Genomic DNA, 18178 nt, shown 5'->3' on the forward strand with positions numbered 1-18178 from the left:
CGAGGCCGAGGCTCATCAGCATGCTGGGACGATCGTCGCCCTCGGCGCCCACATCGCGGGACCGGGTCCGAACGTCGGGGTCACGTGAGTTCGAGGGGATGTGGGAGCAGGTCTCAGTCTGGTAGCCAGTCGCTGCCGGTCTGGCCTGTGAGGGCGAGGTAGAACCAGTCGCTGAAGCTCATGTCGGTGTCGATGAAGTCGTGCCAGTTGCGGCGGAAGGCGGATACCGTCCAGGCTCCGTTTTCGCGAGGAACAAGGAACAGCTGGTCGCCTTCGAGAATGTTGCCCCAGAGCAGGGCTCCGTCGGGTGTGGGCAGGATGAGGTGCGGGACCGTCGAAGACTGTTCCAGTAGTGGCCCCATGCTTGCTGCGCATGACTCAAGCGTCCGGGAACCGCACAGGTAGATGTACTCCGAGATGGAGGCATCGCCGTACGCGCCGGCGACCTGCACGAAGTCGATCGGTAGCGAAACTGCCCAGAACTGCCCGATCGCCTCAATCAGCGCTGCCTCGTTCTGCCGGGGCGCGACGTCAGCACCGTGCCGGAACGGCCGGGCGTCAGCAATTGATCGGCTCTCCCTATCGCGACTCGCACTCGCGCCTATTTCACTGATCAATCCCGCCCGTGAAAGCCTGATCATGTCGCGCTCGCCGGCCGTCCGGCCTGCTGGAGCGCGGTCCAAGGCAACCCTCACGAGCAAGGAGATCCCCGTGGCCGTGCTGACCATCGGTGACCAGTTCCCGTCCTACGACCTGACGTCGGTGGTGGACATCGATCAGGCGAATCCTGAGGACGCTTTCGTGCAGATCACGGACCGGTCGTATGCGGGGAAGTGGCGGGTCGTCTTCTTCTGGCCCAAGGACTTCACCTTCGTGTGTCCGACCGAGATCGCGGCGTTCGGGAAGCTGAACGGTGAGTTCCAGGATCGGGATACGCAGGTGCTGGGTGTCTCGGTCGACAACGAGTTCGTGCATCGGGCTTGGCGGTTGGATCACAAGGATCTGCGGGAGTTGCCGTTTCCGATGATGGCGGATGTGAAGCGGGAGTTGGCCGCTGGTTGTGGTGTGCTGAACAAGGATGGGGTTGCTGATCGGGCTACGTTCATTGTTGATCCGAACAATGAGGTTCAGTTCGTCATGGTGACGGCCGGGTCTGTGGGGCGGAATGTGGATGAGGTGCTGCGGGTGCTGGATGCGTTGCAGACTGATGAGTTGTGCCCGTGTAACTGGAAGGCCGGCGATGAGACGCTGGTCGTGCGGGAGTTGTTGAACGCCTGATGGGGTACGAGGTTCTGAAGGAAGCGCTGCCTGAGTACGCGAAGGATGTCAAGCTGAATCTCAGCTCGATGGTTAATACTTCGAAGCTGAGTGAGCAGCAGTTGTGGGGGGCGATTCTCGGGACGGCTATTGCGTCGCGGAATGCGCGGGTCATTGCGGAGTTGTCGGCGGAGGCTAAGGCGCGGCTGTCGGACGTTGCTTATGTTGCGGCTAAGGGTGCTGCGGCGATGATGGCGATGAACAACGTGTACTACCGTGGGATGCATCTGTTGGGGGATCCTGAGTATCAGAATCTGCGGGCTGGGTTGCGGATGAACTTCATGGCGAGCCATGGGGTGGACAAGCTTGACTTCGAGTTGTGGTCGTTGGCTGTTTCGGCGATCAATGGGTGCCAGCGGTGCCTGGAGTCGCATGAGCAGGTTCTGGTCAAGGCTGGTGCCTCCCGGGAGACGGTGCAGGAGGCGGTTAAGATTGCTGCCATCGTCAACAGTGTCGCTGTGACGCTGGAGGCGGAAGACTCGCTGGCTTAAGCAGCACCCTGGTTTTGCCGGCGGTTGGCCGCCGCCTTGCCCTTCGTGACGATCTCCGAAGTGAGGAAGGCGGCGGTCGCGAGGCATACGGACAGCAGGGTCCACATCGCGCCCCAGGCGGCGCCGGCGGCGGTGCCGATCACCAGGACCGCGGCGGCTGCTTGGAGCCAGCGGGAGCAGGTCGCCCATTCGCTGACCTTGCGGAGCAGGGCGATGGCGGCCAGGAAGCCGGCGACCGGGATGGTCAGGGTCAGGGCGGTGGCGGTGCGGCCCAGTTGCTCGTCGCCGCTGGCGACTTGTTCCAGGAGGGCGGCCAGGGTGCCGCCGATCGTGGTGAGGGTGCCGTAGACGAAGTAGTGGCCGTAGCCCCAGATGAACGCGGTGCGGGTGCGGCTCAGGTCGTACTCGCCGAGGAAGCCGAAGTAGAGCCACCACAGGCAGAAGGCCAGGACTCCGGCGCTGATCGCGCCGATCATCAGCGTCGCCAGGTGTTTGTGGTCCGACAGTGCGGTGTTGAACGCGTCGGAGGCGACCAGGACCATTTCGCCGAGGATGATGATCGTGAACAGGCCGTAGCGTTCCTCGACGTGCTCGGAGTGCGCCTGGGGCGCGCCGTCGAGGGCTTGGGCCCAGGCGGGGACCAGGAGTTCGACGGTCACTCCCAGGAGGAAGTACGGGATCGTCTCCAGCGGCGTCAGGTGGCGCAGGCCGAAGCCGAACAGGATCCAGCCGATCTGGACCATCAGGATGCCGTAGGCCCAGCGGTTGCAGAAGGGCCGCAGATCGGGGTTGGCGCGGCCGGCGCGGAACCACTGGGCCGCCATCACCAGGCGGATGACCACGTAGCAGCCCACGACGATGCGGAAGTCGTCGTGCTGGAAGATGTACGGGATGCCGGAGGCCAGGCCGAGGGAGGCCAGCAGCTGCACCAGGACCATCAGGCGGTAGGGGACGTCGTCGGGGTCGAAGAAATTCGCGTACCAGGTGAACCCCATCCACGCCCACCAGACGCCGAACACCATCTCGAACAGGGAGATGACGCCGTGCGTCAGGTGTCCGCCGGTCACGGCGTGGTGCCACTGCTGCGCGATGGCGCTGATCGTGACCACGAAGACCAGGTCGAAGAACAGCTCCAGGGTGGTGGAGGTGCGTCCCTCCTCGGTGGGGTCGCGCAGCAGGACGGGCCGGATCAGGGCGACGGGGGACGACGGCATAGCTGCATTAAAGAACACCGGCGACCCGTCGAAGAACACGGACGCCCCGTCCGTGCGCAAGTGTCTTGCGGAAGGACGGGGCGTCGGTGTGTTCGGTACGCAGAGAACGCAGCGATCAGGTACCGATCAGATGTGCATCAGGGCAGTGCCGGCGGATCAGTACCAGCTGTGCGACTGCCAGAAGGACCACGCACCGCACGGCGAGCCGTAGCGGGAGTCCATGTAGGACAGCACCCACTTGATCTGGGTGGTCGGGTTGTCCTCCCAGTCCGAGCCGGCCGAGGCCATCTTGCTGCCCGGCAGGGCCTGTCCGAGGCCGTAGGCGCCGGAGGAGGGGTTGCTGGCGTGCACGTTCCAGCCGGACTCGCGCTCGATGATGTTCGAGAAGCACTCGAACTGGCCCGACGGGACCATCGACTGCGCGATTGCTTGCGCCGAGCCGTACGAGCCGGTGGGCGTCGTCGGCTTCGGTGTGGGCGTCGGGGTCGGTGTGGGTGTGGAGGTCTGGGTGGGCGTGCTGGACGGCAGCGGCTGGCGCTGCTCGTCGCGGTTCGCGGCGGCTGCCGCGGCGGCACGCTGGTCGGCTGCGGCCTTGTCGGCCGCCGCCTTCTGTGCCGCTGCCTTGGCGGCGGCATCGGCGGCAGCCTTGTCCGCGGCGGCCTTCGCCGCGGCGTCCGCGGCAGCCTTGTCCGCAGCGGCCTTGTCCGCGGCTGCCTTGTCAGCGGCAGCCTTCTCGGCGGCTGCCTGAGCGGCGGCGTCGGCGGCGGCCTTGTCGGCCGCAGCCTTCTGCTCCGCCGCGAACTGCGCGGCCGCCACCTGCTTGTTGTGGTTGGAGACGTCATTGGAGTGGACCGCGTATGCGGTGCCCGCACCTGCCAGGACCATGGTGCCGGCCGCCGCGACGGCGACTATTCGGGAGGTCTTGGTAGGGAGTTTGGCGGTCATGAACGAGAAGGTTTTGCCCGCCGCCGTCGAAGCGGCGCCCGCGATCCCGGACTTCGGGTCCTGCGAGGTGGGGTTGTGCTCGGGGTCGTGCTCGTGCTCAGGGCCAGTATGGCTGGACAAGAGTTGCCTTTCGCAGTGCCTCACCCCTTTTCGACAGCCGTTTCCGCACAGCACGGATTCGCCCGTGATGAGTGGGAAGAAACGGCCGGCTCCCTCATGGAGCGGCGCATGGGCGAACGGATAGGCGGCACCATCGCCGCCACATCCACCCCCTGGTGGATCAACGTCCCTGACAGGGACCTTGGTCCCGCGAGCCCGAGCGCGGGGTCTTCCAGAAATCGACCCTCTCCCGGAAGTGAGATCGAACTCAAGCCGGGAGAGGGTCGGAAATGTCACAGTACATTGAGTTATTGACCGGTCACTCTCAGAGAGAGTGACCGGTCAGGTGCTGCTTCTGCGCTGTTCGGCGCCGGCTTAGTAGCCGACCCAGCAGGAGCCGCCGCAGCGCTGGGCGACGACGTTGTCCAGCGAACCGTAGGTGGCGGCGGCGTAGCGCGCCCCGGCGATGATGTTGTCCACCGGGTTGTAGATGTTGCCGTGGCCCGCGAGCATGTAGGAGTTGAACGTGGGCTGGATCACCTGGAGCAGACCGATCGACGGGGTGCCCTTGGCGGCGTTGGAGTCCCAGCCGTTGACGGCGCCCGGGTTGCCCGCCGACTCGTGCATCGCGGCCTGGTAGACGGCGTTGTACGAGGTCGGGGTGCCGTTGGCGTCCAGGATCGCGACGGCCTGCTTGATCCAGCCGTCCAGGTTGTTCGCGTAGGTCGGGGTCGCGGCAGCGGCGGCGGCCTTGGCCTTCGCGGCGGCGGCGGCCTGCGCCTGGGCCGCGGCCTGGGCCTGGGCGGCCTGGGCGGCGGCAGCCTGGGCGGCGGCGGCCTTCTCAGCGGAGGCCTTCTCGGACGCGGACTTGGCGGCCGCGTCGGCGGCGGCCTTGTCAGCGGCGGCCTTGGCTGCGGCGTCCGCCGCGGCCTTGTCGGTGGCGGCCTTCTGCGCGGCGGCCTGGGCGGCGACCGTGGTGTCGGCGGCCGGGGCGGCAGCCGGGAGGGCGGCGCGCTCGGCGCTGCGGTTGGCGGCTTCGGCGGCGCCGGTGCGCTGGGCCAGGGCGGCGTCGGCGGCGGTGCCCGCGGCCTTGTCCTGGTCGGCCTTCATAGTGGAGACGACGGCGGCGTCGGCCATGGCGGCCTTGCCGTTGTTGACGGACGAGGCGTGAGCGGCCACACCGGTGGCGACGAACGCGCCGGTCACGGCCAGAGCGCCGGTGACAGCCAGAGCCTTCGTCCGGGAAATGCGCATACCGGACACCGGGTTTTTGTTGGACACCGAATTCCGCACGGAGAACAAAGGGAGCCTTCCGAAGTGGGTTCACCCCGCTGCGGCTCGACTCATCGGCTGTTCACAGACAGCGACAATGCAATAACTCATTGCAGTCGAGAGCGAAAGTCGAGCCGGGAAAGCTCCCGGTTCTCGCTTCCGGCGCCGGCGGCCGTTCGGCCCTGGATCGTCGAATGCGATTGCCAGACGCGGGGTCTTACGCATTCGACGATGCAGGGCCTTTGGTCCCTTTTCAACTCAATCGGGCGTGTCCTGTGTCACAGTGGACAGAGCGTGATAACCCCAGCACGAGGGGGGTCCGCACTCAAACCGCCAGTTCCTCCAGCAACTCTGTCACCAGTGCGGCGATGGGGGACCTTTCGCTCCGGCTGAGAGTTACATGGGCGAACAGGGGGTGTCCCTTCAGCTTTTCCACCACGGAGACGATGCCGTCGTAACGCCCCACACGGAGATTGTCACGCTGCGCCACATCGTGGGTGAGCACAACCCGCGAACCCGTGCCGATCCGGGACAGAACGGTCAATAGCACATTGCGTTCAAGTGATTGCGCTTCGTCGACGATGACGAAGGAATCGTGCAGTGACCGGCCGCGGATGTGGGTGAGCGGGAGCACTTCCAGCATTCCGCGGTCCACGACCTCGTCGATGACCGCCTGCGAGGTCAGCGCGGACAGGGTGTCGAACACCGCCTGTCCCCACGGCGACATCTTCTCGTTCTCGGTGCCCGGCAGGTAGCCGAGTTCCTGGCCGCCGACCGCGTACAAGGGCCGGAATACCACGACCTTGCGATGCAGTCGGCGCTCCATCACCGATTCCAGGCCGGCGCACAGGGCCAGCGCGGACTTGCCGGTGCCGGCCCGCCCGCCCAGCGAGACGATGCCGATGTCCGGATCCAACAGCAGATCCAGCGCCACGCGTTGTTCGGCGGAACGGCCGTGCAGTCCGAAGACGTCGCGGTCGCCGCGTACCAGACGCACTCTCTTGTCCGGCGCCACGCGTCCCAGGGCTTTGCCACGCTCGGAGAGCAACACCAATCCGGTGTGACAGGGCAGCCCCGCGGCTTCGGGGATGTCGACGAGCCCTGAGGAGAACAGCTCGTTCACGGAATCGGCCGCGACTTCGACCTCGGCCATGCCGGTCCAGCCGGACGCGGCTTCCAGTGCGATCTCCGCGCGGTACTCCTCCGCGACCAGTCCCACGGCGCTGGCCTTGACCCGCATCGGCAGGTCCTTGCTCACCAGCGTCACGTCCAGGCCCTCGGCCCGCAGGTTGCAGGCCACGGCCAGGATCCGGGAGTCGTTGTCGCCGAGGCGGAAGCCCGGCGGCAGGCCTTCGGGATCGGTGTGGTTGAGCTCCACACGCAGGGTTCCGCCGGTCTCGCCGACGGGGATCGGGGCGTCCAGGCGCCCGTGGGTGATCCGCATCTCGTCCAGCATCCGCAACGCGTTGCGGGCGAAGTAGCCGAGCTCGGGGTGATGCCGTTTGGCCTCCAACTCGGTCACGACCACGATCGGGACGACGACCTCGTGTTCGGCGAACCTGGTCAGCGCCGACGGGTCGGCGAGCAGGACGCTGGTGTCGAGGACGTAGGTGCGGCGCCGGGCCTTGGTGGAGGCGCGGCGGCGAGGGGTAGCTGCCACTGTTGTCTGTCTCCCCAGAAGCGACAAACGCCGGGGAGCGGACCCGTCACAGCCATCTGTGTGAGTCGACCTTGCTCCACCGGCACGTCTGGGAAGTTCCCGTCACCTGATGGGGCTAAACGCACTGTCCGTTCTTGTCACGGTTCTGACCAGTAGTGATAACACTACGTAACAGAATGCGCGCGAGATTCTGTGGCGTTGTTAAGGAATGGGCCGGCGTCGGGTACCGCCGCGAACGCCGCTCTAGGAGCCGTAACGGCGGTGCCGGTTCGCGTAGTCGCGCAGCGCCCGCAGGAAGTCGACCTTGCGGAAGGCCGGCCAGTACGCCTCACAGAAGTAGAACTCGCTGTGGGCGCTCTGCCAGAGCATGAAACCGCTCAGACGCTGTTCCCCGGAGGTCCTTATGATCAGGTCGGGGTCCTGCTGGCCCTGCGTGTACAGGTGCTCCGTGATGTGCTCCACGTCGAGCATCTGCACCAGGTCCTCGATGGAGGTGCCGCGGGCCGCGGCGTCGGCGAGCAGCGAGCGCACCGCGTCGGCGATCTCCTGGCGGCCGCCGTAGCCGATGGCGACGTTCACGTGGATCCCCGGGTTGTCCCGGGTCTGCTCCTCGATCTCCTTCAGGTGCCGGGCGAAGTCGGCCGGCAGCAGGTCCAGCGCGCCCAGCGGGTGCACCCGCCAGCGGCCGGTGTCGGCCAGCGAGCGGACCGACCCCTCGATGATCCGCAGCAGGTCGGTCAGTTCCTCCGGCGGCCGGTTGAAGTTGTCGGTGGAGAACAGCCACAGCGTGACCGTCTCGACCCCGGCCTCCTCGGCCCAGTCCAGGACCTCGTGGATCTTGTCCGCGCCGCGCTGGTGGCCGGTGGCGATCTGCTCGCCCATCTGCTTGGCCCAGCGGCGGTTGCCGTCCATGATGACGCCGATGTGCCGCGGGACCTTCTTCTTGCCCCGCTGGACGTCGGTGTGCAGCCGGGCCGCCAGGCGCCGTTCGTACAGGCTGTAGGCGACGTCTCGCAGGCTCACAGCACGGCGCCTTTCGGGGGGACATGGGCGTCTTCGGGGACGCAACGAGGTTATCGGAGTCCCGGCGCGTCTCGACACGGGCTTCAGCAAACCCTTGGGTGCGGGTTTCGTGAAGACCGCCGGTGGTCGCTTGACGCGACCAGGCCCGCCCCCTGGGGGACGGGCCTGGCGGCGAACCTGGCTGTGCCGGCTCTCCAGCGCGGGTGGGCTAGCTCTCCAGCCGGGACACCAGAGCCTCGTACTCGGCCGTGAGCTCGGCCGGCAGGTGGTCGCCGAACCGGTCGAAGTGCGCCGGGATCTGCGCCGCCTCCTGCTTCCAGACGTCCTTGTCGACGCTGAGCAGCACGTCCAGGTCGGCCTCGGACAGGTCCAGGCCGGTCAGGTCCAGCGAGTCCCTGGTCGGCAGCACGCCGATCGGGGACTGCACGCCCTCGGCGGTGCCCTCCAGGCGGTCCACGACCCACTTCAGGACGCGCGAGTTCTCGCCGAAGCCGGGCCACAGGAACTTGCCGCCGGCACCCTTGCGGAACCAGTTGACGTAGTAGATCTTCGGCAGCTTGTCGGCCTCGGTCTTCTCACCGATCCGCAGCCAGTGGCCGAAGTAGTCGCCCATGTTGTAGCCGCAGAACGGCAGCATCGCGAACGGGTCGTGGCGCAGCTCGCCGGCCACGCCCTCGGCCGCGGCGGTCTTCTCGCTGGCCACGTTGGCGCCCAGGAAGACGCCGTGCTGCCAGGAGAAGGACTCGGTGACCAGCGGGACGGCGGTGGCGCGGCGGCCGCCGAACAGGATCGCCGAGATCGGGACGCCCGCGGGGTCCTCCCACTCCTCGGCGATGGTCGGGCACTGCGCGGCGGGCACGCAGAACCGGGCGTTGGGGTGCGCGGCCGGCTCGTCGCTGTCCGGGGTCCAGTCCCGGCCCTTCCAGTCGGTCAGGTGCGCGGGCTTGTCCTCGGTCATGCCCTCCCACCACACGTCGCCGTCGTCGGTCAGCGCGACGTTGGTGAACACCGAGTTCGCGTAGAGGGTGTCGATCGCGTTGGCGTTGGTCTCCCGGCCGGTGCCCGGGGCGACGCCGAAGAAGCCGGCCTCCGGGTTGATGGCGTACAGCCGGCCGTCCTGCCCGAAGCGCATCCAGGCGATGTCGTCGCCGACGGTCTCGACCTTCCAGCCCGGGATGGTCGGGGTGAGCATCGCCAGGTTGGTCTTGCCGCAGGCGCTCGGGAACGCCGCGGCCACGTACTTCGCCCGGCCGGAGGGCGGCGTCAGCTTCAGGATCAGCATGTGCTCGGCCAGCCAGCCCTCGTCCCGGGCCATCACCGAGGCGATGCGCAGCGCGTAGCACTTCTTGCCGAGCAGGGCGTTGCCGCCGTACCCCGACCCGTAGGACCAGATCTCGCGGGTCTCCGGGAAGTGGGTGATGTACTTGGTGGTGTTGCACGGCCACGGCACGTCGGCCTGGCCGGCTTCCAGCGGGGCGCCGACGGTGTGCGCGGCCCTGACGAACTCGCCGTCCGTGCCGAGCTCGTCCAGCACCTTCTGACCCATCCGGGTCATCACGCGCATCGAGACCACCACGTACGGGGAGTCGGTCAGCTCCACGCCGATCGCCGACAGCGGCGAGCCGATCGGGCCCATCGAGAAGGGCACGACGTACATCGTGCGGCCGTGCATGCTGCCGGCGAACAGGCCGTGCAGCGTCTGCTTCATCTCGGCCGGGGCCATCCAGTTGTTGGTGGGGCCGGCGTCGGACTGTTCTTGCGAGCAGATATAGGTACGGCCCTCGACGCGCGCGACGTCGCTCGGGTCGGACTTGGCGTAGAAGCTGTTCGGACGCTTGGCCTCGTTCAGCCGGGTGAAGGTGCCCTGCTCGACCAGCAGGGCGGTCAGCCGGTCCCACTCGGCGTCCGAGCCGTCGCACCACACGACGGAATCGGGCTGGGTGAGCTCGGCGATCTCCGCGACCCACGCCTTGAGGGCGGCGTGGCCCGTCGGGGCGGCGTCGAGCCCCGGTATGGCCGCGAGGCTGTTCGCGGGCACGGTTTTTGTGGACACGTCAGTCATGGCGCGCTCCTAAGACACCGGGTCCGTTTCCCATCCGCACTGGTAGCCGGCCCCGGTCGATGTATGAGGGTATTTCGGAGTGTACCCACGGGCGTCCACATGGTGGATAGTCGGCGATGGCTGGTTCGTCACACTCGGTTCGACACGGTGTCCTGCTCTGCACGGTTTCCGGACTGTTCTGCCGATGTACGGTGGTCGGCCCTATCGAAGTTACGCTTCCGTAAGTTACTGTCGGGTGGCATGACGACGCCGCTGACGAATCCCGTATCGAACGCCGTCGCTCCGCTGAAACCGAAGCTGCGCGGCTGGCTGCACCTGTGCACGGCGCCGCTGGCCCTGGCCGGCGGGATCGTGCTGATCGCGCTGGCCGACAACGGCCGGGCCCGGGTGGCCTCCGCGGTCTTCGCGTTCTCCGCCGTGATGCTGTTCGGCACCTCGGCGCTGTACCACCGGCGTAACTGGGGCCCGCGCGGCGAGGCCATACTGCGGCGGCTGGACCACGCGAACATCTTCCTGATCATCGCCGGGACCTACACGCCGTTCACGGTGCTCCTGCTGCACGGCAGCGCCGAGCGCGCGCTGCTGTACACCGTCTGGGTCGGCGCTCTCGCGGGCATAGCGTTCCGGGTCTTCTGGCTGAAGGCGCCGCGCTGGATCTACACGCCGTGCTACGTGGCGCTGGGCTGGGCCGCGGTGTTCTTCCTGCCGCAGTTCCTGCACTCCGGCGGGGTCGCGATCCTGGTCATGATGGTCGTCGGCGGGCTGCTGTACTCGGTCGGCGCGCTGGTCTACGGCACGAAGCGGCCGGACCTGTCGCCGCGCTGGTTCGGGTTCCACGAGGTGTTCCACACGCTGACGATCGCGGCGTTCTCGCTGCACTTCATCGGGGTGTCGATGGCCGCCATGTAGGGCCGCCGCGCAGGGTCGAAATCGTGTCCTTATATAAGAGTGCTCTGATGCTGCGCCGGAGCTGACGCCCACCGGTCGGGCGGCTCCGGCTCGAACAGTCACGCCGGGCTCCGTATCGTGACCGGCATGAGCACCGCGACCATCGCCGCGCCCCGGACCACCGTCCCGACCGCCCCGAGCCCGGCCCAGCTCAAGAAGCAGCCGCCGACCGAGTCCGGCGAATTCGGCGCCATGCTGCGGGCCTGGCGCCGGACCCGGAGCGTCAGCCAGCTCGACCTGTCCTCGGCCAGCGGGGTGTCCACCCGCCATCTGAGCTTCATGGAGACCGGCCGCGCCAAGCCCAGCCGGGACATGGTGCTGCGGCTGGCCGACGAGTTGCAGGTCCCGCTGCGCGACCGGAACAAGCTGCTGGTCGCCGCCGGCTACGCCCCGGAGTTCAAGGCCCGGCCGCTGGCCAGTCCGGAGATGGCCGCGGTGCGGCGGGCGATCGACGTGGTCCTCACCGGGCATCTGCCGTATCCGGCGCTGATGCACGACCAGCACTCCAACATCATCGAGGCCAACAAGACGGTCGGCATCTTCACCGATCTGGTGGCACCGCATCTGTTGGCCGGCGGCGGGAACACGGTGCGGCTCACGCTGCATCCCGAAGGTCTGGCGCCGCACCTGGTGAACCACGGCGAGGCCCGGGACCGGTTGTTGCGGGCGCTGAGCCGGCGGGCGGCGGCCTCCGGGGATCCGGAGCTGACCGCGTTGCTGAAGGAGTGCGTCGCCTATCCGCATCCCGAACCGGAGCCGGAGCCGGACCTGTACGCGGGGGTCGTGCTGCCGTTCCGCTTCCGTCGTGACGGACAGGTGCTGACGTTCTTCAGCTGCACCGCGGTGTTCGGCTCGGCAGCCGACCTGACGCTGGCGGACATGCAGTTGGAGACGTTCTTCCCGGCGGACGAGGTGACCGGGGAAGCGTTGCGGGAGTACGCCGCTCGTATTTAGCACAGGTTCCTCCGATCCGGTGGTATCGGCGCGTCATCACGTAACCACCCTCGGTGTGGCTCGTTGGGCAGCTACAAACCCGCCGCACCCACCAGGGGGAAGCCGTGAACCGTCGCCGTATCGCCATCGGGGTCTCCTCGGTCAGCGGACTGGCCGTCGTCGCCGCCGGCGTGATGAGCATGTTCGGATCCGGCGGCTCCGCCAACGCCGTCGATCTGCACACGGCACCGGCCGCGGCGGTCACCGGCGCGGCCGCGGCCACCCGGCAGGCCGGGACCGCGCAGGTCGACACCGTGGTCACGGTCGCCAGCCCGGCGACCCCGGCGCGGGGCCGGACGCCCGCGGTCGCCGCGCAGACGCTGACCATGCACGGCACCGGGCTCTTCGACTTCGGCAAGCAGGTCGGCTCGGTCGACCTCACGGTGCCGACCGGGACGCTGAACGAGGTGCTGACCCCGTCCACGGTGTACCTGCGCCGCAGCGCCACCACGGCGACCGCGACCGCCGCCGCGGCTCCGGCCACGGCCTGGACCAAGATGGCCACCGCCAACGTCTCCGACGGCAACCTGATCTCCGGCGGGGCCACCGAGCCCTCGCTGGTGTTCGCGATGCTCGGCGGTATGCAGGGCGGCGTGAAGTACGTCGGCCAGGACTCGGTGCGCGGGACCCCGGTGGCGCACTATCAGGGCACCCTCGATCTGACGCAGGCGGCGACGGCTTTGGCCGGACAGGCGATGGCCGAGGACGGCGGCGCCGCCGCGCAGGACGCCGCGGCCGACAAGCAGGCGCTGACCAACGCCGCGCGCGCGTTCACGACGACCAAGGTCCCGTTCGACGCGTATCTGGACGGACAGGGCCGATTGCGGCGTTTCGTCGCCGACTTCTCCTTCGTCGAGAATCCGACGACCAAGCCGGTCGCCCAGGTCACCTCGGCCACCGAGCTCTACGGGTTCGGGACGCCGGTCACGGTCGTGATGCCGACCGTCGCGGGTTCGGCGGCGGGGTCGGCATCGGGGTCGGCGTCCGGTTCGCCGGCGGCGTCCGGTGCGGCGGTCGGGACGCCGGCCGGGACCGAGAGCAGCCCGGAGCGGCGGCGTTCGATCACCCCGTCGACTCACCCTTCTAGCCCCACTCGTTCTCACAAATAGTCCTGTTGGGCCATACCCGCAGGCCTCGGTACGCAATAGGCTCCACCGTCGGGGACCAAGGGGTCGCGACGACGGGCGGTGATTCAGCCATGACGCTCTACCAGCACGATTCTGGTTCGGCGTACGGCCGCTACGGTGCGCTGCCCTCGGTGTACGACGGCTCGGCGCTCGACGAGATCCGGCTGTACGGCGACCTGTTGCAGGTCGTCGCCGAGCACCCTGGCAGCGAGAAGCGCTTGGACTGGGCGGTCATCGACCGCGCGCTGGGGCTGCCGCCGACCGATCCCAAGCGGGACCGGAACTAGCTGACCTCGGCCGTTCGCGCCTCAGCCCGCGACCTCCGCCCCCGCTACCCTCAACCCTCGGCCCTCGACTCCGCCGGGGATCAGCGCAGCGCCCGCGCCGTGCCAGCCACGCCGGCGCCACGTCGGCATGGCGAAAATCACATCTGGGCCCCCGGAGATCACCCCCGGCGCCGGACACAGCCTCAGTGACGGCCGCGACAGTAGTGACTGGGTTGTGCGCTGGGTAGGTTGAGCACCTAGCATCCTTACGGCGAACAAGCCAGAACAATCAGCCGCTGCCCGGATTAACGGCAACTGAAAACCCGGAGACTTCCAGTGAAACTGCGTCTGACCCCCAGGGAGACCAGCTTCTACGACCTGTTCGCCGAGCAGGCTGACCACCTCGTCGTCGGGGCCGGCATCCTCACCGAACTGCTCGGCGCGACCGGGCCCGGGGCCGGGGCGGAGCGGGCCAAGATCGCCGATCGGATGCGGGCCGCGGAGCACGCCTGCGACGACACCACGCACAAGATCTACAACACCCTGAACTCCTCGTTCATCACGCCGTTCGACCGCGAGGACATCTACGCGCTGGCCTCCACGCTCGACGACGTCATGGACGAGATGGAGGAAGCCGTCGACCTGGTCAACCTCTACGGCATCCAGACCCTGCCGGCCGGGGTGGCCGATCAGGTGGACACGCTGGTGCGGGCCGCGGAGCTGACGGCCGAGGCGATGCGCAGGCTGCGCGGCATGAAGGACCTGTCCGAATACTGGATCGAGGTCAACCGGCTGGAGAACGCCGGCGACCAGTCCTACCGCAAGCTGCTGGCGCACCTGTTCTCCGGGGAGTACGACGCGCTGACCGTCATGAAGCTCAAGGAAGTCGTGGACTCCCTGGAGGCCGCGGCCGACGCCTTCGAGCACGTGGCGAACACGGTCGAGTCCATCGTCGTCAAGGAGTCCTGACCGGTGCACTGGCTCGGCCTGGTCACGGTGGTGGCCGTCGCCCTGGGGTTCAGTTACACCAACGGCTTCCACGACTCGGCGAACGCGATCGCCACCTCGGTGTCCACCCGGGCGCTGACCCCGCGGGCCGCGCTGGCGATGGCCGCGGTGATGAACCTGCTCGGCTCCTACATCGGGCTGCGGCTCGGCGGCGGGGTGGCCTCGACCATCACCAAGGGGATCATCAAGACCCCCGGCGGGGACGCCGGGCTGTGGATCGTGTTCTCACTGCTCATCGGGGCGATCGTGTGGAACGTGGTGACCTGGTACTACGGGCTGCCCTCCTCGTCCTCGCACGCGCTGATCGGCGGGATGATCGGCGCCGGGCTGGCCGCCGGGATCACGGTCGAGTGGAAGGGCGTCTGGGAGAAGGTCATCCTGCCGATGGTGACCTCGCCGCTCGTCGGGTTCGTGCTGGCGTTCTTCCTGATGGTCGGGATCCTGTGGGCGTTCCGGCGGGCGCATCCGGGGCGGGTGACGCGCGGGTTCCGGATCTCGCAGACGATCTCGGCCGCGGCGATGGCGCTGGGCCACGGCATCCAGGACGCGCAGAAGACGATCGGCGTGATCATGATGGCGCTGATCGCCGGCGGGCACGCGACCAGCAAGTCCGGCGTGCCGAACTGGGTGCTGCTGGCCAGTGCCTGCGCGATCTCGCTGGGCACCTGGGCCGGCGGCTGGCGGATCATGCGCACCCTGGGCCGCAAGATCATCGAGCTGGACCCGCCGCGCGGCTTCGCCGCCGAGACCGTGGCCTCCGGCGTGCTGTACTTCACCGCGTTCGTGTGGAACGCGCCGGTTTCCACCACGCAGATCATCACCGGCTCGATCATGGGCGTCGGCGCGACGAAGCGGAAGACCGCGGTGCGCTGGGGCGTGGCCCGGAACATCTTCTGGGCGTGGATCTTCACGCTGCCGTGTGCCGGGGCCTGCGCGGCCCTGGTCTGGTGGATCACGCACGCGATCTTCGGGTAGCCGGGTAGCCGGGTCGCGGCCGCTGGCCGGTGACGCCGGTGCGCCTGGCGCTGTCCCCAGTGGCTGATGCCGCTGATGCCGCCGATGCCGCCGATGCCGCCGGCTGGTCCAGTGCACCTGCCGGTTCCGCGGAACTCCGAAGGCCGCCGCCTTCTAACGGGCCTGCGCCTCTGACGGGCCTGCGCTTAACGGGCTGCGCCTAACGGCCCTGCGCGCGAGCCTGCGTGGCGAGCACGTCCTCGATCCGCCGGGCCAGCTCCAGGTCCAGGTCGGTGACGCCGCCCGCGGAGTGCGTCGAGAGGCAGAACCGCAGGGTGCGCCAGCGGATGTCGATGTCGGGGTGGTGGTTCAGCTCCTCGGCGATCACCGCCACATTGTCCACCACGGCGATGGCCGCGGGGAAGTCCGCGGCGGTGAACACCCGCGCGAGATGTTCCGCGCCGCCGGTCCACTCCGGGTGGTCCGCCAACAACGGGGAGATCTCCTCTTGCTCGAGTATGCGCATGGGCTCATTGTCGTCCCGTTGCCAAGAGGGGGCCAGTAGGTGGTGACGGAGCGTGATCGGCCTAGACTCCCGGGATGACTTCCGGGAGTGATCAGACCCCAGTGACCGTGGTCGGAGCGGCTATCGCCCGCGAGGACTCCGTACTGTGCGCGCGCCGGTCGGCCCCGGCCCACCTGGCCGGGAAGTGGGAGTTCCCCGGCGGGAAGGTCGAGGCCGGGGAGAGCGACGCCGAGGCCGTGGTGCGTGAGTGCCGCGAGGAGTTGGGCGTCGAGGTGCGGGTCGGGGAGCAGGTCGGCGCCGACGCGCGGATCGACGACCGGTTCACGTTGCGGGTGTTCCTGGCGCGGCTGGAACCCGGGCAGCCGGAGCCTTCGCCGCTGGAGGACCACGATCTTCTGGCGTGGGTTCCGCGCGCGGGGTTACCGGGCCTTGACTGGCTGACACCGGACGTTCCCATCGTCCTGGAATTGAGTCGTATTCCCTGGTCAAACCTGTGACTGCTCTCATAGTGTGAAAGTCTGATCAATTGCTTGAGAGTGCGGCATACCGGGAAGGATCACGGAAGACCCGGATCCGCAACAGCGCGGGGTTCGGCGACCGCACAGATTCTCAGACAACACAGATTCTCAGACAACACAGAATCGAAGTCCGCCCGATGTCCGACGCGCCAGAGCAGCAGCCCCACCGGGAGCGGCTGGACAACCCCGGGTGGCGCGGACCGGGGTGGGCGATGACCACCTCGGTGTTCGGGCAGGGGTCCGAGGGCGACGCGCAGCGGCAGCTGGGGCGGATGGCCGGGGTCATCGAGCGGGTGCGGTCCGCGACCTTCATGCTGGACGGCGAGGGGACCATCCGCGAGTTCCGGCTGAACGCCGAGGAGCTGCTGGGATGGCAGCGTACGGAGATGATCGGCAAGCCGTTCCACGCGATGTTCCGGCCCGCCGACCGGGAAGCCGCCGACCGGATGGTCGCGGCGGTCCAGTCCGGGGACGACGCGCGCGGGGCGTTGGACGCGATCACGCCGAGCGGGGCGAGCGTGCCGGTCGACGTGCATCTCATGGGGCTGCGGGACGGCGCGGGGCACGTCGTGGTGTTCGGCTACGCCAACTCCGCCGAGGACCTGATCCGGTTCACGCGGGACCGGGCCGTGCTGGACTCGCTGTTCGAGCAGTTCCCGGTCGGGATCGTGGTGTACGACGAGCAGGGGCGGTACGTCCGCCTGAACCGCGCCCTGGAGGAGATCAACGGGCTGCCGGTCTCGGAGCACATCGGCAAGCGGGTGCGCGAGGTGCTGCCCGGTGTGGACCCGCGGCTGGAGGAGATCCCCGACGAGGTGCTGCGCACCGGGATCCCGGTGGTGGACGAGCAGTACGGCGGTTTCACGCCGGCTTCCGACGAGGAGCGGGTGTGGTCCGTCAGCTACAACCGGCTGCACGGACCGGACGGTGAGGTCATCGGTCTGTCCGGGCTGATTCTCGACGTCACCGACCGGCATCGCGCGGCGGCGGCCGCGGCCGGCGCGCGGCGCCGGCTGGCGCTGGTGAACAAGGCCGGGTCGCGGATGGGGACGGCGCTGGACGTCGAGCGGACGGCGCGGGAGCTGGCCGACGTCGCGGTGCCGGACTTCGCGGACGCGATCGTCATCGAGATCAAGGAAGAGGTCTTCGACGAGCGGATCGGCCCGGTCGGGCCGGTGTGGCTGGCCCCGGTGCGCAGGCGTCGGGTGCTGGTGCACGAGGGGTTCGGCGCCGTCCCGGATCCGGTGCGGGCCGAGGGGTTCAGCGCGTGGTCGACCGATCCGGACATCAGTGACCGGATGCTGGGCGGCGCGGCGTGGCACTCCTCGGCGGGGATCAGCGCGGTCGCCAAGGAGCCGATCCGGTCGGTCGACGGGACGCTGTTGTGGCAGCCGACCGGCGGGGATTCGATCCTGGTGCCGTTGTGGGCCCGCGAGGCGCTGCTCGGGGTGGTGCACTTCCACCGGCATCCGGACAGCCCGCCGTTCGAGTCGGAGGACATCGAGGTCGCCGAGGAGATCACGACGCGGGCCGCGGTGTCGATCGACAACGGGCGGCTGTACTACCGGGAGCGGACCACCGCGCTGATGTTGCAGCGGGCCTTGCTGCCGCAGCGGATCCCGAGCCTGCCGGGGGTGGAGGTGGCCTACCGGTACCTGCCGGGGTCGGTCGGTGCCGAGGTCGGCGGGGACTGGTTCGACGTGATCCAGCTGTCCGGGGCCCGGGTGGCGCTGGTGGTCGGGGACGTGATGGGGG

Annotated in this window: 18 protein-coding genes; 10 read left to right on the forward strand and 8 right to left on the reverse strand. The window is 68.5% G+C overall.

Going from position 1 to position 18178, the window contains the following annotated elements; genetic code table 11:
• Nucleotides 1-113 precede the first annotated feature (113 nt).
• Entirely contained in the window at nt 114-728 is a 615-nt protein-coding gene (locus KGQ19_RS06990) for a hypothetical protein (RefSeq protein WP_212008254.1), read from the reverse strand.
• Between KGQ19_RS06990 and KGQ19_RS06995 the strand changes: the two genes are divergently transcribed.
• Both KGQ19_RS06995 and ahpD read left to right on the forward strand, forming a co-directional pair.
• Entirely contained in the window at nt 712-1278 is a 567-nt protein-coding gene (locus tag KGQ19_RS06995) for a peroxiredoxin (protein WP_212008255.1), read from the forward strand. The genes KGQ19_RS06990 and KGQ19_RS06995 overlap by 17 nt on opposite strands.
• On the forward strand, nt 1278-1808 hold the full coding sequence (gene ahpD / locus KGQ19_RS07000; protein ID WP_212008256.1) for an alkylhydroperoxidase, AhpD family: 531 nt from the start codon (nt 1278-1280) through the stop codon (nt 1806-1808). Before KGQ19_RS06995 ends, ahpD begins: the two co-directional genes overlap by 1 nt.
• Here ahpD and KGQ19_RS07005 read toward each other — a convergent pair.
• The 6 genes from KGQ19_RS07005 to KGQ19_RS07030 form a co-directional block, all read right to left on the reverse strand.
• Entirely contained in the window at nt 1805-3022 is a 1218-nt protein-coding gene (locus KGQ19_RS07005; protein WP_212008257.1) for a low temperature requirement protein A, read from the reverse strand. The two genes, ahpD and KGQ19_RS07005, sit on opposite strands and share 4 nt — an antisense overlap.
• A 156-nt stretch (nt 3023-3178) precedes the next feature.
• A complete protein-coding gene (locus tag KGQ19_RS07010; RefSeq protein WP_212008258.1) occupies nt 3179-4087 on the reverse strand; it encodes an aggregation-promoting factor C-terminal-like domain-containing protein in 909 nt (302 codons plus the stop codon).
• Nucleotides 4088-4441: 354 nt separating this feature from the next.
• Nucleotides 4442-5320, reverse strand: coding sequence for a transglycosylase SLT domain-containing protein (locus KGQ19_RS50905; RefSeq protein WP_212008259.1), 879 nt, complete (start codon nt 5318-5320; stop codon nt 4442-4444).
• A 343-nt stretch (nt 5321-5663) separates the two neighbouring features.
• A complete protein-coding gene (phoH2, locus tag KGQ19_RS07020; protein ID WP_212008260.1) occupies nt 5664-6998 on the reverse strand; it encodes an RNA 5'-3' helicase PhoH2 in 1335 nt (444 codons plus the stop codon).
• 243 nt (nt 6999-7241) lie between these two features.
• Nucleotides 7242-8021 (reverse strand): isoprenyl transferase, encoded by a 780-nt coding sequence (locus tag KGQ19_RS07025; protein ID WP_212008261.1) that lies wholly within the window; start codon nt 8019-8021, stop codon nt 7242-7244.
• A 208-nt stretch (nt 8022-8229) separates the two neighbouring features.
• Nucleotides 8230-10083 (reverse strand): phosphoenolpyruvate carboxykinase (GTP), encoded by a 1854-nt coding sequence (locus KGQ19_RS07030; protein WP_230418283.1) that lies wholly within the window; start codon nt 10081-10083, stop codon nt 8230-8232.
• Nucleotides 10084-10323: 240 nt separating this feature from the next.
• Here KGQ19_RS07030 and trhA point away from each other — a divergent pair, with 240 nt between their 5' ends.
• The 6 genes from trhA to KGQ19_RS07060 all read left to right on the forward strand — a co-directional run bounded on the left by trhA (nt 10324) and on the right by KGQ19_RS07060 (nt 15400).
• Nucleotides 10324-10992 carry a PAQR family membrane homeostasis protein TrhA gene (gene trhA / locus KGQ19_RS07035; RefSeq protein WP_212008262.1) on the forward strand — a complete coding sequence of 223 codons (669 nt, stop codon included), beginning with the start codon at nt 10324-10326 and terminating at the stop codon, nt 10990-10992.
• A 231-nt stretch (nt 10993-11223) separates the two neighbouring features.
• Nucleotides 11224-11985: a helix-turn-helix domain-containing protein gene (locus KGQ19_RS07040; RefSeq protein WP_368862065.1), complete on the forward strand. Its 762-nt coding sequence runs from the start codon at nt 11224-11226 to the stop codon at nt 11983-11985.
• Between the two features lie 104 nt (nt 11986-12089).
• Nucleotides 12090-13133, forward strand: a complete 1044-nt coding sequence (locus tag KGQ19_RS07045) for a hypothetical protein (RefSeq protein WP_212008264.1) — start codon at nt 12090-12092, stop codon at nt 13131-13133.
• Nucleotides 13134-13222: 89 nt separating this feature from the next.
• Nucleotides 13223-13438, forward strand: coding sequence for a hypothetical protein (locus KGQ19_RS07050; RefSeq protein WP_194897780.1), 216 nt, complete (start codon nt 13223-13225; stop codon nt 13436-13438).
• A gap of 315 nt (nt 13439-13753) precedes the next feature.
• Nucleotides 13754-14386, forward strand: coding sequence for a DUF47 domain-containing protein (locus tag KGQ19_RS07055; protein ID WP_212008265.1), 633 nt, complete (start codon nt 13754-13756; stop codon nt 14384-14386).
• Nucleotides 14387-14389: 3 nt separating this feature from the next.
• On the forward strand, nt 14390-15400 hold the full coding sequence (locus KGQ19_RS07060) for an inorganic phosphate transporter (RefSeq protein WP_212008266.1): 1011 nt from the start codon (nt 14390-14392) through the stop codon (nt 15398-15400).
• 199 nt (nt 15401-15599) lie between these two features.
• Here KGQ19_RS07060 and KGQ19_RS07065 read toward each other — a convergent pair whose 3' ends face one another.
• Complete coding sequence (locus tag KGQ19_RS07065; protein WP_212008267.1) at nt 15600-15905, reverse strand: 4a-hydroxytetrahydrobiopterin dehydratase; 306 nt, start codon at nt 15903-15905, stop codon at nt 15600-15602.
• A gap of 74 nt (nt 15906-15979) precedes the next feature.
• Between KGQ19_RS07065 and KGQ19_RS07070 the strand changes: the two genes are divergently transcribed.
• Both KGQ19_RS07070 and KGQ19_RS07075 read left to right on the forward strand, forming a co-directional pair.
• Nucleotides 15980-16402 carry a (deoxy)nucleoside triphosphate pyrophosphohydrolase gene (locus KGQ19_RS07070; RefSeq protein WP_212008268.1) on the forward strand — a complete coding sequence of 141 codons (423 nt, stop codon included), beginning with the start codon at nt 15980-15982 and terminating at the stop codon, nt 16400-16402.
• A gap of 158 nt (nt 16403-16560) precedes the next feature.
• The coding region (locus tag KGQ19_RS07075; protein ID WP_212008269.1) for a SpoIIE family protein phosphatase at nt 16561-18178 on the forward strand (1618 nt) is incomplete at its 3' end.

Origin of the sequence: Catenulispora pinistramenti (assembly GCF_018274385.1) — a bacterium.
GTDB classification, from domain to species: Bacteria; Actinomycetota; Actinomycetes; order Streptomycetales; family Catenulisporaceae; genus Catenulispora; species Catenulispora pinistramenti.

Excerpts from the sequence above, each read along its gene's own strand:
- KGQ19_RS07050 (WP_194897780.1), top strand. The coding sequence starts at position 13,223 with ATGACGCTCTACCAGCACGATTCTGGTTCGGCGTACGGCCGCTACGGT.
- KGQ19_RS07005 (WP_212008257.1), bottom strand. The coding sequence starts at position 3,022 with ATGCCGTCGTCCCCCGTCGCCCTGATCCGGCCCGTCCTGCTGCGCGAC.
- KGQ19_RS07070 (WP_212008268.1), top strand. The coding sequence starts at position 15,980 with ATGACTTCCGGGAGTGATCAGACCCCAGTGACCGTGGTCGGAGCGGCT.
- trhA (WP_212008262.1), top strand. The coding sequence starts at position 10,324 with ATGACGACGCCGCTGACGAATCCCGTATCGAACGCCGTCGCTCCGCTG.
- KGQ19_RS06990 (WP_212008254.1), bottom strand. The coding sequence starts at position 728 with ATGGTCAGCACGGCCACGGGGATCTCCTTGCTCGTGAGGGTTGCCTTG.
- KGQ19_RS07065 (WP_212008267.1), bottom strand. The coding sequence starts at position 15,905 with ATGCGCATACTCGAGCAAGAGGAGATCTCCCCGTTGTTGGCGGACCAC.
- KGQ19_RS07040 (WP_368862065.1), top strand. The coding sequence starts at position 11,224 with ATGCTGCGGGCCTGGCGCCGGACCCGGAGCGTCAGCCAGCTCGACCTG.
- ahpD (WP_212008256.1), top strand. The coding sequence starts at position 1,278 with ATGGGGTACGAGGTTCTGAAGGAAGCGCTGCCTGAGTACGCGAAGGAT.
- KGQ19_RS07030 (WP_230418283.1), bottom strand. The coding sequence starts at position 10,083 with ATGACTGACGTGTCCACAAAAACCGTGCCCGCGAACAGCCTCGCGGCC.
- KGQ19_RS50905 (WP_212008259.1), bottom strand. The coding sequence starts at position 5,320 with ATGCGCATTTCCCGGACGAAGGCTCTGGCTGTCACCGGCGCTCTGGCC.